Source organism: Sinomonas mesophila, from assembly GCF_001999765.1.
GTDB lineage: Bacteria > Actinomycetota > Actinomycetes > Actinomycetales > Micrococcaceae > Sinomonas > Sinomonas mesophila.
On the sequence record NZ_KV908324.1, the window covers coordinates 12,237 to 25,475 of the forward strand.

Consider the following 13,239-nt stretch of genomic DNA (forward strand, 5'->3'; position numbering starts at 1 on the left):
TCCGCGACCAAGGCCGCCGTCGTCGACTTGCCCGACCCGGGAGGGCTACTCCCAACGATCAGCTGGCAGCCCGGCGAACATGGAAGGACGGCTCCCACGGCTGGTCCGTGCTGGGTTACTGCCCCGCCGGGGCCTTGGGGATCAGGATCCAGAGCGCGATGTAGACCAGCTCACCCACGCCGAAGAGGCCGAAGATGACGAACGCCAGCCGGACGATGAACTTCGGGATCCCGAAGCGGGCGGACAGGGCCGCGCACACGCCGCCGATCATCCGTCCATGGCGGGGGCGCACAAGGGCTGTTGTCATGCCGCCACGCTACTCCGGCGCGCCCGCCCGCTCCAGAGTCGAGCAGGAGAGGCGAACCCGACGGCGCCGTCAGCACTCGTCAGCCGCCCACGTAGGCCGCCAGGTGCTTGCCCGTGAGTGTCGAGGGGTCCGCGACGAGGTCGGCGGGAGTGCCCTCGAAGACGACCCGCCCGCCGTCGTGCCCCGCTCCCGGGCCGAGATCGATGATCCAGTCGGCGTGGGCCATGACGGCCTGGTGGTGCTCGATGACGATGACAGACTTCCCCGAATCCACGAGCCGGTCGAGGAGGGCGAGCAACTGCTCGATGTCGGCGAGATGCAGGCCGGTGGTCGGCTCGTCGAGGATGTAGACGTCCCCCTTCTCCGCCATCTGGGTGGCGAGCTTGAGCCGCTGCCGCTCGCCGCCGGAGAGCGTCGTGAGTGGCTGGCCGAGCGTCAGGTAGCCGAGCCCGACGTCGGCGAGACGGTCGAGGATGGTGTGGGCTGCCGGGGTGCGAGCCTCGCCGTCGGAGAAGAACTCCTCGGCCTCGGCGACTGGCATCGCGAGGACCTCTGCGATGTTCCGTCCCCCGAGCCTGTACTCGAGCACGGAGGCCTGGAACCTCTTCCCCTCGCATTCCTCGCACGTCGACTCGACGGTGGCCATGACGCCGAGGTCGGTGTAGATGACGCCCGCGCCGTTGCACGTGGGGCACGCGCCCTCGGAGTTGGAGCTGAACAGTGCGGGCTTCACGCCGTTGGCCTTCGCGAACGCCTTCCTGATCGGCTCGAGCAGGCCTGTGTACGTGGCTGGGTTGCTGCGCCTCGAGCCGCGGATCGCGCCCTGGTCGATGACGACGACGCCGTCCCGGCCTGCGACCGAGCCGTGGATGAGCGAGCTCTTGCCCGAGCCCGCGACGCCCGTCACGACGGTGAGGACGCCGAGCGGGATGTCGACGTCGACGTCCTTGAGGTTGTGCGTCGAGGCCCCCCGGACCGTGAGGGCCCCGGCGGACGGACGCACGGCGGGCTTGAGCGCGGCCCTGTCGTCCAGATGGCGGCCGGTGGTCGTGTCGCTGCCCCTCAGGTCCTCCACGGTGCCCTCGAAGCACACGGTCCCGCCGTGCGTCCCCGCGCCGGGACCGAGGTCGACGACGTGGTCCGCGATCGCGATCATCTCAGGCTTGTGCTCGACCACCAGCACCGTGTTGCCCTTGTCCCGCAGCTGCAGCAGGAGGGTGTTCATCCGCTCGATGTCATGCGGGTGAAGCCCGATCGACGGCTCATCGAAGACGTACGTGACGTCGGTCAGCGAGGAACCGAGGTGCCGGATCATCTTGGTCCGCTGCGCCTCGCCGCCGGAGAGCGTGCCCGAGGGCCGGTCGAGGGAGAGGTAGCCGAGCCCGATCTCTGCGAACGAGTCGAGGAGGTGCTGCAGGCCGGCGAGAAGCGGGGCCACCGAGGGCTCGTCGATCCCACGGATCCACTCGGCGAGGTCGGTGATCTGCATCGAGCACACGTCGGCGATGTTCTTGCCCCTGATCTTCGAGGACAGCGCCTCCTGGCTCAGCCGCGTGCCGTTGCACTCGGGGCACGTCTGGAACGTGATCGCCCGCTCGACGAAGGCGCGCACGTGCGGCTGCAGGGCATCGACGTCCTTCGAGAGCATCGACTTCTGGATCTTGGGAATCAAGCCCTCGTAGGTGAGGTTGATCCCCTCGACCTTGATCTTGGTGGGCTCGCGGTAGAGGAGGTCGTGCAGCTCCCGCTTGGTGAACTTGCGGATGGGCTTGTCCATGTCGAAGAAGCCGCTGCCGCTGAAGATGCGGCCGTACCAGCCGTCCATGCTGTAGCCCGGGACGGTGAGAGCGCCCTCGCTGAGCGACTTGCCGTCGTCGTACAGCGCGGTGAGGTCGAAGTCGCTGACGGAGCCCATGCCCTCGCAGCGCGGGCACATCCCGCCGAGCCGGTTGAAGGTCGCCTTCTCGGCCTTGGTCTTGTTCCCGCGCTCGACGGTGATCGCGCCGCTGGCGCGGACAGTGGGGATGTTGAAGGAATAGGCGTTCGGCGATCCGATGTGCGGCTCCCCGAGCCGGCTGAAGAGGATCCGCAGCATCGCGTTGGCGTCGGTGGCGGTGCCGACCGTCGAGCGCGGGTTCGTCCCCATCCGCTCCTGGTCGACGATGATCGCGGTCGTGAGACCCTCGAGGACGTCGACCTCGGGCCGGGACAGCGTCGGCATGAAGCCCTGCACGAACGCGCTGTACGTCTCGTTGATCATCCGCTGCGACTCCGCGGCGATCGTGGCGAAGACCAGGGAGCTCTTTCCCGAGCCGGAGACGCCGGTGAAGACGGTGAGCCTCCGCTTCGGCAGCTCAATGCTCACGTCCTTGAGGTTGTTCTCGCGCGCACCGTGCACGCGGATCAGATCATGGCTGTCGGCCACGTGCTGTGCCTCCGCCTGGGTGTCCCCCGTCGCGAGCGTGCTCATATGTCCTCCATCTCGTGGCAGGGCGAACCGCTCAGGGACGCTCCTGGATCGTCGTGCGGCAGGAAGCCCGTCTGGATCGTGATGTCCATGGCAGTCATGCTAGCTGCGGGCCCCGACGGCCACTTCTCGATTCCTGATCGGCCTCGTGACCTGCTTCGCCACGCAGGCGGCATCCCTCCTCGTGACGTCCGGCCCATTCGGCCGCGGCTGAATGCGGATCAGAAAGGGCGGCGACACGTGGGCAGCCGTCTGAAATTTGCCCCACGGGCGAAAGGAAACCTATCGGCCGGGGGTCGAATAGAGAACAACTGCTTGTATTACTAATGGCCGCTGGGCCCCGTGGCTGACTGGCAGCGCAGGGCGTCTCCCTGCGAATTCCGGCGGGAGGTCCGAGGTGGGATGCAACGCCCCCAGGGATGTCGCGAGGGGCGGAGCCGGTTCCGGAGCCGGATCCTCGGGGCTCTGGCGGCGGAAGCGAGCCTTGAAGGCCGGGCATCGGATGCTCCCCACCTGCCACCGGCGTCGTGCGAATTCAGGAGTTTCTGCCGAACAAAAATCGTCCGTGGCCCCTGCGGAATTATTCCGTGGGGCCACGCAACAGCACGTCGGATCAAAATTCAGGAATTATCGGCCGCTCTCGCCAGTCCGCCGCCCCAATTCAACTCCGAATTTCAATGCAGGGCGATCAGGAGCATATCAGTGGTGCCTGGAATGCACGTCTGGAGGAAAATCGGCGGATAACCGCCGGCGAATCCGGCCAGAACGCCCTGCTGCGCACCCTTGGGGACGACCATGCGCCCGTAGGCGGTGAAGGTGCCGTATCCCTGGACCGTGACGACCGTGCCCGGCTGGATCCAGCCCATCCTCGCCCAGCCGCCGCAGAAGTCATGCTCGGCGATGCTGATCGAGACCGTCACGGGCGTGAAGTGGACGGGGCCGGCGCAGGCATCGACGGCCGCCTGTCCCCCAGCTCCGACGACCGGGATGTAGGCCCCCGGAGCAGGCGCCGGGCCCGGAGCAGGCGCCGGGGCCGGGGCGGGCGCCGGGGCCGGAGGGGGAGCTGCCACGGCTGCCGCAGCGGCGGCAGCCGTGGCTGCCTGTGCCTCCTGGGCCTGCCGGGCAGCCGCCTCGGCCTCAGCCTGCCGAGCGGCCTCGGCCTGGCGCTCGGCCTCCGCTTGGCGCTCGGCCTCCGCCCGCTGTGCTGCCTCGGCGGCCTCGCGCTCGGCCCTGAGCCTGGCCTCTTCCGCGGCCTGCGCCGCTGCCTGCTCGGCGCGGACTCTGGCCGCCTCGGCTTCGAGGACGCTGGCCCGCTGGGCAATGGCCCGCTGCTCCTCCACGGCGTCCTGCACCGGCGGGGCCTCGCCAACAGCAGCCGGCGCCGGCGCGGGCGGGACCGCGGCGGTAAAGCCCCAGACCGCCAGCAGGCCCGCAAGGGCGGCGAGCGCCGTGATGGAGGCGCGCCTGAGTGCTGAGGTCGGTGCCATCGATGAACCTCTGATCGGGACCGGTCTTGATTCCGGTCTGAGATTCAAAGATCTTCAAGCGCCGATAGGGACGTAAAGCATTCCGAGGCGATTAGAGTACCGTCTCGGGACGATTCACGTAGTCGCTCAAGAATTGTGTAGCCACACCGCGTGAATTCGAGTAGTCGGCCACGTGAAAATGCTGTGGCTATGCGTACTCGGCCGCGCGGGATAGGTATTCGAACACGCGAGCGGCGCCGTCCAACGACGACGCCGCTCGGGGATCCGGGGCCTCAGAGCCCGCGGGCCGCCGCGTACGCGGCCATGCCGTCCACGGCGAGGGCGTCACGGACCGCGGCGATCCCGGCGTAGTCCGGCAGGACGATGGACTGGCCGTCGGCCGAAAAGCCCGTGCCCGCCGTCGGCAGGGTGAAGAAGACGCTCGCGGCAGGATCGATGCCCCTCAGGCCGAAGGCGAGGGTCGCCATGGCCATCGCATCGAAGCCCGGCTCAGTCGTCACGTATGGCGCCACCGCGCCGATCACGCCGATCGCGCTCGCCGGGTCCATGACCTTCCCCGTGCCCAGCATGTGCGCCATGATGCCGCGCACGAACGCCTGCTGATTGCGCACGCGCTGGTAGTCGCCGTCAATGAAGGCGTAGCGCTCCCGGACAAATTCGAGGGCCGCCTGGCCCCCGAGCCTGTTGATGCCGGGCGTGAACGTGTGCCCCGTGTCATGCGTCGCGGTGAACGGCACTGCAACGTCGACGTCGATGCCGCCGAGGGCATCGGTGAGGACCTTGAACCCCTCGAAGTCGATCATGACGTAGTGGTCGATGCGCGTGTTGAGGAGGGTTCCCACCGTCTCGACGACGAGCGGCGGGCCGCCGATCTCGAGGCTCGCGTTGACCTTCGACTGGCCGTATCCCGGGATGGAGACCCACGTGTCCCGCATGATCGAGATGCCGTAGGCCCTCTGCCGGTCCGCGGGGATGTGCATGAGCATGAGCATGTCGGCGCGGTGGTCGGCCCTCTCCCCCGTTGCGGCCTGCCGATCGGCCGCCTCGCGGGCGTTGCCCCGGATGTCGCTTCCGATGACCAGGACGTTCAGGACCCCCGGGGGGAGCTCCGGCAGGGTGGGAGGGGGTGGAGGCGGCGGGGTCTCGGGCGTCGGCGTCGGCGTGGGCGTCTCGCTCGGACTCGCGCTCGTGGTGGTCGGCGACGCCGTCGGTGGGTTGGACCGCTGCATGGTCAGGAGGACTGTTGCCACGAGGGCGGCCAGCAGGAGGACGGCGGCCGTGGACACGGCCGCGATCCGGCGGCTTCCCCATGGGACCCGCCCTTGGGGGCTCGGCGCGCTGTGACCATTGGCTGCGTCGCTCATGCGATCAGGATGTCACTGCGCCATTGCAGGCGGGAGACAGCGTTGTGGGTTTGTAATGTACTGCGGGCGGGCAGGGATCCCGTCATCCCGAAGGGAGAGACCGGGGCGCTCGTGGTCATCGGCGGGCGCAGCACTTCCGCTTCGCGTACATGCTCCAGACGGCCTCCCGGGTGCGGGAGGCCGTCCACGAGGCCGACGAGTGCGGAGGCGAACTCGACACGGTCCGCCGGCGCGGAGGAGGTCGAGTCCTAGATGTCCTCGGCGAGGCTCACCGTGAAGACGTCGGGCCCGCTGCGGGTGACCTTGATGCGGTCCTTGGGGGCGTTCGCCTTGGCCGATACGTGCGAGATGGCTTCGTCGAGCGTGTGGTCGATCGTGGCGGGGTCCCAGATCTTGAGGGTCACGGAGTGAGATTCAAAGGTCATGCGTCATTGCTTTCTCTGATGCTCAGGAGCCGGCGCTCCTGGCCGCCTCCTCGTCGAGGCAGCCAGCTCCCACAGTATCCAGAGCGGTACAGCCCTGAGATCATTCTGTGACTGAGCACACAGGCCCGGGCGGGTTGATTCCGGTCACAGCGCTCCATTTTTGCTGTGGCCGAACTTGTGTCAATGTCCCCGTCACGGATTCATCTCGGGTAGACCCGTACCCAGTCAACGCGCATCTCGGCGGCACCGTCGGCCGAGGAATCGGGGAACCAGTCCAACTGCAGCGTCTGGTGCATCGGGCCCGGGGGCTGATGCGCCGGATTGGTATCACGGAACCACTCCACGCCGTCAACGTAGCCGACCATCCCCTCGGGGGACCAGTCCAGTGCGTAGTTGTGGAACTGTGCCACGTCCAGGGCCTTGCTTGCTGATACTTGGGAGTTCGAGCATGAGTAGTGCAGGTGGAACTTGATCGCGTCCCAATGCCCGTTGGTCTCGGCGTAGTTCACTTCGCCGTCGCATGGCCAATTCCTCGAGTCAGGCCAGAGGAGCGACACCATGTGGTACTCGTCGTCGCCCGAGGCGGCGATGCGTACTTCCCAGCGCCCGTACTTCTGGTTTGCGAACTTCGCGGACATGCCGGCAGTAGTTCCGTCAGGGTTGCCGTTGATCACCAGCTCGGCGCCGTTCACCCTGGTCTGCGCGGGGGAACGGACGCCCTTGCCTGCGTGGCCGGCGGAGTTGTAGACGTTCCACTTAGTAGCGTCAGGAACGCCCATGTAGTTGAATTCGTCGCCCGCGACCGGGCTCCCCCAGCCATGCGCCGCCGCCGCGGTCGTTCCCCCACCCGGTTCAATCGGGGTTGTCGTCGTTCCCCCACCCGGTTCAATCGGGGCTGTCGTCGTTCCCCCACCCGGTTCAATCGGGGCTGTCGTCGTTCCCCCACCCGGTTCAGTCGGCGTTGGGGTCGCTCCCCCACCCGGTTCAGTCGGGGTTGTCGTCGTTCCCCCACCCGGTTCAGTCGGCGTTGGGGTCGGGCTCTCGGTCATCGTGGTCGGCGAGGCTGCCGGGGGGTCGGACGGCTGCATAGTCGGAAGGACCGAAGCAACGAGGGCGGCCAGCACGAGAATGGCGGCCGCGGCCGCGGCCACGATCCGACCGCGTCGCCACGGGGCCCCCCCTTGGGGGCCAGGCGCGCTGTGACCGCTGGCTGCGTCGCTCATGCGGTCAAGAATGGCACTGCGCGATCGAATGCGCGAGCCTCAGCCCTTCCGCCACGTGTCGTCTTCGAGATGGGAGCCGGCCTGCGGGCCCATCTGGAGCATCCCGCCGTCGACCGTCCATGACGCCCCGGTGACGTACGCCGCCGCGGGCGAGGCGAGGAAAGCGATGACGGCCGCGACCTCCCGCGCGTCTCCGGGGCGGCCGAGGGGCACGCCAGGCCGCCGGATGCCTCGCGGGTCCTCGTCCTCCTGCCCTGTCATGGGGGTCGCGATCTCCCCGGGGGCCACGGAGTTGGCCGTGATGCGGTGCTCGCCGAGCTCGAGCGCCATGGTCTTGATGAGGCCGCCCAGGCCGTGCTTCGCGGCGTCGTACGCCGCCGAACCGACGCGGGGCTGGTGCTCGTGGACGCTCGTGACGGCGATGAGCCTGCCGCCCCGGCCGGCGTCGACCATGCGCCGCGCGGCACGCTGGAGGCACACGAACGCCCCGTCGAGGTCGGTCGCGACGATCTCGCGCCAGCGTCCGTAGTCCATCTCCAGGAAGGGCTCGTTCGCCCCCATTCCGGCGTTGTTCACGAAGACGTCGAGCCCGCCGAGCTCCTCGGCCAGGCGGTCGACGACGTCGCCGCACCCGGGGGCGTCGGACACGTCGAGGCGCGCGACGACGGCCTTCCGGCCGTGGCCGCGGACCTCCTCGGCCGTCTGCTGGGCGCCAGGCTCATCCGTGTGCCACGTGATGCCGACGTCCATGCCGGCCTCGGCGAGGGCGACGGCGGTGGCCCGGCCGATGCCCGAGTCGGATCCGGTGACGATCGCGGTGAGCGGTGCGGTGTTTCCCGTGTCGGTGTCCACAGTGTCCTCGTTTCTCCTGGCTGGCATCCGAGGCCTACCCGAGGGCCGCCGGGCCGAAACCGCGCCGCTACCTACGGTGGGTCCACTCCAGCAGAGCTCCCCGCGGCCACGTCGTGACGATGCGCTCGGCGGGGACGCCGTTGGCCTCCGCGCGCGCGGCACCGAGCTGCAGGAAGTCGAGCTGGCCGGGCGCGTGGGCGTCGCTGTCGATCGAGAAGAGGCAGCCTGCGTCGAGCGCCTCGCGGATGAGCGCGTCCGGCGGATCCTGCCGCTCGGGCCGCGAATTGATCTCGACGGCGACGCGGTGCTCCGCGCACGCGCCGAAGATCCGGGCGGCGTCGAACTCTGACTCGGGGCGGGTGCCGCGGGATCCCGTGACGAGCCGTCCCGTGCAGTGGCCGAGGACGTCCGTGTGCCTGTCCTCGACGGCCGCGAGCATGCGCCGCGTCATGGCCCCGCGCAGCGAGCGCAGCTTGGTGTGCACGCTCGCGACGACGACGTCGAGCCGGTCGAGCATGCCGGGCTCCTGGTCGAGCGAGCCGTCCTCGAGGATGTCCACCTCGATCCCCGCCAGGATGCGGAACCCGCCGTCGTCGTACCCCTCGTTGAGCTCGGCGACGAGCTCGAGCTGCCGGGCCAGCCGCTCGGCGCTGAGTCCCCGCGCGATGGCCAGGCTCGGCGAGTGGTCTGTGAGCGCCAGGTACTCCCGGCCGAGCCACTGCGCGGCCCGGGCCATCTCCTCTGGCGGGGACCCGCCGTCCGACCAGTCGCTGTGGCTGTGCAGGTCGCCGCGCAGGAGCGCGGCCAGCCCGTCCCCGCCCTCGGCGAGGGGCTCCTCCGCGCGCTCCCGCAGCGCCTCGAGGTACGCCGGCACGAGTCCCTCGACAGCCTCGCGGATCACCTGCGCCGTGCGCTCGCCGATGCCCGCCATCGCCCTGAGGCGGCCGTCGCGCGCGCGGGCGGCGACGTCGTCTGGCGCGAGCGGGGCGATCGCCGCGGCCGCCCGCCGGAACGCCTGCACCTTGTAGCTCGGCGCGAGCGAGCGCTCGAGCCAGAAGGCGATCTCGCTGAGGGCTTCCACGGGGTCCACGTTGGACCTATTGCCCAGTCCGGGGCGTTCGACGCGCCGAAGGGCACCTTCGGCGCGCTGCTCACCGCTATGGAGCGGCGCGGTTTCCGCTGTCCGTCTGCATACCACCGTGGACAGGAACGAAGTTCCAGGAATACGAGCCGTCAGCGTTCAGGGTCATCCGCAGATGCCCCCATGTGTCGCTGAACTTCCTCTCCACGTAGGCCGGGTCCGACGTGAAGGACCGGAGCCCAATGCCGCCCGTTGACACTTGGAACTGCTGCATCCCGTCATCGACGCACTGGTCCGCGTTGTTCACCGGGCAGGTCCGCTCGTAGTTGTGCTGCGAGCCGGACAGGAGGACCCGTACTCGGTTGCTCCAGAACACCTCGATCCAGGGCTTGGCCTGCGAGAACCGGGCATGGCTCTCTGTATCAGAGGTGAAGTACGGGTCGTGGTAGACGACAGCGAGGTGCTTGCCTGCCGCCTTCGCCGCCTTCAGGTCAGCGTCCATCTCCGCGGTCATGGCCCGTGCCCGGGTGGCGCTGTAGCGCCACGCGGCTGTAGGTGCTGCCAGGATGTGCCAGTTGCCCTTGTCGAAGGAGTACCACTCCAGCGCGTCCTGGAACCGGCCCAGATGCTGGCTGGTCGCGGACTTCGCGGTCGAACCGGGGCACTGCCCGTCCATGTACCTGTCCAGGTCGTCGTTCCGTCCCAGCTGCACGTCATGGTTCGGCCCTGCCGTCCAGAACGTCTTCGGCACCACCGGTCCCCACAGCTTGTGGTACTCGTTCACGAGATCAGCGCAGTAGCCGACGCTGTACTGGAAGTCACCGAGGCCGATGAAGTTGTCCAGTGATCCGTCATTCAGGCCGGACGCGATGCTGGCCGCGTTCTTACCTGAGGCGGAACTTGTGGACGTGTTCCCGTCAGGGTTCATGTCACCCACAGCGGCGAACGTGAACGCACCGGTGGCCGGGGATATCGTCGGCGTCTCGGTCGGGATCACGCTCGTGATGGTCGGCGAGGCCACCGGAGGCCTGGATGCCTGCATGGCCGGGAGGACCGTCGCCACGAGGGCGGCAAGCAGGAGAAGGGCGGCCGCGGCCGCGGCCACGATCCGGCCGCGTCCCCACCGGGCCCGCCCTTGGGGAGGGCCCGGCGCGCTGTGGCCATTGGCTCCATCGCTCATGCGTTCAAGAATGGCACCGCGCGATCGCGTGCGGGAGACCCGCGTTGTGGATTAGTCATATGCGGCCGGCGGGCAGGGATCCGGTCATGCCCAAGGAAACGTGCGAGATGGCCTCGTCGAGCTTGCCCCCGGCGCTAGGCCACGAGCAGCGCCCCGCCGAGCCCGAGCCCGGCGACGACGGCGGTCGAGGCCGCCGCGAGCGCCAGCGTCCGCCCTCCCCGCCGCACGAGCGAGCGCAGCCGCACGCCCGTGCCGAGGGCGAGCATCGCCGTCGTGAGCAGGACCGTCTGCGCTCCGGAGACCGCGGCAAGGACGTCCCCCGGGACCGGCAGCGCGCTGCGCACGGCGACGAGCGCCGCGAAGCCGAGCACGAAGAGCGGCACGAGCGGGGGCCGGCGCGACCCGTCCGCGGAGCTGGCCCTGCGCGCGCGCCACGCCAGCACGGCGGCGACGGGGGCGAGCATGAGCACGCGCGCGAGCTTGACGGTGACCGCGAGCGCGAGGGCGCCGCCGCCGAGTGCCCCGCCCACCGCGACGACCTGGGCGACCTCGTGCACGCTCGCCCCGGCCCATACGGCGGCGGTGCTGTCGTCGAGCCCCAGGGCGGCGGCGAGCAGGGGAACCGCCGGGATCATGAGAGTGCCGAAGAGGACCACGAGCGCCACCGCGGTCAGCGTCTCCTCCTCCTCGGCCTTGACGACCGACTCGACGCCGGCGACGGCCGCGGCCCCGCAGATCGAGAAGCCGCACGCGATGAGCAGCGCCTGCCGCGCCGGGACGCCGAGCAGGTGCCCGACGCCGATCGTGGCCGCGATGCCGAGCACGACGACGGCGGCCGCGAGCGCGGGGAGGCCCCAGCCGAGCGCGGCCACGTCGCCGAGGGAGAGCTGCAGGCCGAGCAGGACGATGCCGAGCCGCAGCGGGGCGCGCGCCGCGACGGCGAGGCCCGGCGCCAGCCGCTCTGGCACGAGACCCGCGTTGCGCGCCGCGATCCCGAGCGCGATGGCGGCCAGGAGCGGGCTCAGCCCGGGGATGAGGCCCGCGAGCCCGGCGAGCGCGAGCGCCACGGCGAGCGCCACGGCCAGCCCCGGACCAACGATCCGGACGCGCGCGTGCGCGGCGGGAACCCGGGAGACGGGGCGGGGCGCGGTGCGCGTCAGGACGGCCATGCTCCCATGCTCCCGGGCCTCCCCCGATGCCAGTAGACGGCAATCCGGCATGCGGCCATATGCTGATGATATGAGCGTGCGCGACTGGGACCTGCGGCACTACCGGCTGCTCGCGGCCGTCGCCGAGCACGGCAGCATCGGCGCGGCCGCCCGAGCCACGGGCATGGCCCAGCCCAACGCCTCCCGCCTGCTCGAGCAGATGGAGCGCTCGGCGGGCTTCGCCCTCGCGCGGCGCACCCCCCGCGGGACCGAGCTGACCGACCGCGGGCGCGTCGTGGCGGGCCTCGCCGCGGAGCTGGTCGAGTCGGCGGAGGGCATCGCCCGCTCCGTCGCGGCCCTCGAGGCCGAGCGCGGCGCCCTGCACCTGTGCGCCTCGCTCACGGTCGCGGAGCACCTCATGCCCGCGTGGCTTGCCGCCGCCCAGCAGCGCCTCCCGGGCGTCACGGCCACCCTCGACGTCGGCAACTCCGACGCCGTCTTCGAGCGGCTCCGCTCCGGCGCGGCGGACCTCGGCTTCGTCGAGGGCCCCACCGTGCAGACGGGCTTCCGCTACCTCGACGTCGCGCGGGACGAGCTCGTCGTCGTCGTGCGCCCGGACCACGCCTGGGCGCACGACGGCGACGTCCCGCCCGAGGCGGTCGCCGCGGCAGGGCTCGTGGTGCGGGAGCCGGGGTCGGGGACGCGCCAGACGGCGGACGCTGCCCTCGCCCCGCATGGGACCGGCCCGCGGTTCGAGGTCGGGAGCAACGCCGCGCTCGCGGCGAGCGTCGCGGCCGGGCTGGGGCCCGGCGTCGTGAGCCGGCTCGCGGTGCTGCCCGCGCTGCGCAGCGGACGCCTCGCCGAGGTCCCGACGCCGGCGCTGCGGCTCGGCCGGGTGCTGCGGGCGGTGTGGCCCGCGGGGCCGCCGCTGTCCCGCTCGGCGCAGGACTTCCTGCGGATCGTCCTGCCCGCCGGGTAGGCCTGGCGGGCAGGACGCTGACACGTCCGCTGCGCCTACCCTGTCCCCATGAGCACCGCGCCAGAGAACGCCCCGACTCACGCAGGCATCCAGCACGCTTGGAGCCCCGCCCGCCTCGCCGAGGCCGCCGCCGAGATCGTGGGTGCCGACGGCCTGCCGCCCATCGTCCAGGCCGGGCACCCCGTGCTGCGGATGGTGGCCGAGACGTTCGACGGGCAGCTCGACGCGGCGCTGCTCGCGGCCCTCATCGACGTCATGCGCCGCACCATGCACGCGGCCCCGGGCGTGGGCCTGGCCGCGCCCCAGATCGGCCTGCCGCTGCGGCTCGCGGTCCTCGAGGACATGTGGGCCGCGGACGAGGACGTGGCCCGGACCCGGGAGCGCGCGCCCCTGCCGTTCACCGCCGTCCTCAATCCTGCGTATGTTCCGCTCGACGACGGACGGGCATCGTTCTTCGAGGGCTGCCTGTCCGTGCGCGGGTACACCGCCGTCGTGCGGCGCGCGGCCCGCGTCGAGGCGCGCTGGACGGCGCCGGACGGGTCCTCGCGCTCGGCGCAGTTCTCCGGGTGGCAGGCGAGGATCGTCCAGCACGAGACGGACCACCTCAACGGCACGCTCTACCTGGACCGGGCCGAGCCGCGCTCGCTGTGCTCGAACGAGGAGTACGCGGCCCGGTGGGCGCAGCCGACGCCCGAGCGCGCGGCCCGGGCTCTCGGCTTCTAGCGG

General features: G+C 70.6%; 12 protein-coding genes. 2 read left to right on the plus strand and 10 right to left on the minus strand.

Annotation, left to right across the window (positions count from 1 at the left end; genetic code table 11):
- Positions 1 to 115 precede the first annotated feature (115 nt).
- The 10 genes from BV907_RS03900 to BV907_RS03940 form a co-directional block, all read right to left on the minus strand.
- A complete protein-coding gene (locus BV907_RS03900) occupies positions 116 to 307 on the minus strand; it encodes a PspC domain-containing protein (RefSeq protein ID WP_077488434.1) in 192 nt (63 codons plus the stop codon).
- A gap of 79 nt (positions 308 to 386) precedes the next feature.
- Positions 387 to 2,777 (minus strand): ATP-binding cassette domain-containing protein, encoded by a 2,391-nt coding sequence (locus tag BV907_RS03905; RefSeq protein ID WP_077488435.1) that lies wholly within the window; start codon positions 2,775 to 2,777, stop codon positions 387 to 389.
- A 671-nt stretch (positions 2,778 to 3,448) separates the two neighbouring features.
- The gene (locus BV907_RS19555) at positions 3,449 to 4,261 is read right to left on the minus strand and encodes a hypothetical protein (RefSeq protein ID WP_077488436.1); all 813 of its coding nucleotides are present in this window, start codon (positions 4,259 to 4,261) and stop codon (positions 3,449 to 3,451) included.
- Between the two features lie 272 nt (positions 4,262 to 4,533).
- Positions 4,534 to 5,625, minus strand: a complete 1,092-nt coding sequence (locus tag BV907_RS03915; protein WP_077488437.1) for an LCP family protein — start codon at positions 5,623 to 5,625, stop codon at positions 4,534 to 4,536.
- 248 nt (positions 5,626 to 5,873) lie between these two features.
- A complete protein-coding gene (locus BV907_RS18700) occupies positions 5,874 to 6,050 on the minus strand; it encodes a hypothetical protein (RefSeq protein ID WP_175637362.1) in 177 nt (58 codons plus the stop codon).
- 200 nt (positions 6,051 to 6,250) lie between these two features.
- Complete coding sequence (locus tag BV907_RS19285; RefSeq protein ID WP_245827785.1) at positions 6,251 to 6,829, minus strand: glycoside hydrolase family 16 protein; 579 nt, start codon at positions 6,827 to 6,829, stop codon at positions 6,251 to 6,253.
- Between the two features lie 483 nt (positions 6,830 to 7,312).
- A complete protein-coding gene (locus BV907_RS03925) occupies positions 7,313 to 8,125 on the minus strand; it encodes an SDR family oxidoreductase (protein ID WP_245827786.1) in 813 nt (270 codons plus the stop codon).
- A gap of 67 nt (positions 8,126 to 8,192) precedes the next feature.
- Complete coding sequence (locus tag BV907_RS03930; protein ID WP_077488440.1) at positions 8,193 to 9,215, minus strand: PHP domain-containing protein; 1,023 nt, start codon at positions 9,213 to 9,215, stop codon at positions 8,193 to 8,195.
- A gap of 67 nt (positions 9,216 to 9,282) precedes the next feature.
- Entirely contained in the window at positions 9,283 to 10,311 is a 1,029-nt protein-coding gene (locus BV907_RS03935) for a metallophosphoesterase family protein (protein WP_245827787.1), read from the minus strand.
- A gap of 209 nt (positions 10,312 to 10,520) precedes the next feature.
- The gene (locus BV907_RS03940) at positions 10,521 to 11,555 is read right to left on the minus strand and encodes a YeiH family protein (protein WP_139346595.1); all 1,035 of its coding nucleotides are present in this window, start codon (positions 11,553 to 11,555) and stop codon (positions 10,521 to 10,523) included.
- A gap of 70 nt (positions 11,556 to 11,625) precedes the next feature.
- On the opposite strand from BV907_RS03940, the gene BV907_RS18200 reads away from it, so the two are divergent.
- A complete protein-coding gene (locus BV907_RS18200) occupies positions 11,626 to 12,513 on the plus strand; it encodes a LysR family transcriptional regulator (RefSeq protein WP_175637363.1) in 888 nt (295 codons plus the stop codon).
- 48 nt (positions 12,514 to 12,561) lie between these two features.
- Positions 12,562 to 13,236 (plus strand): peptide deformylase, encoded by a 675-nt coding sequence (locus BV907_RS03950; protein ID WP_077488442.1) that lies wholly within the window; start codon positions 12,562 to 12,564, stop codon positions 13,234 to 13,236.
- The last annotated feature ends 3 nt before the right edge of the window (positions 13,237 to 13,239 follow it).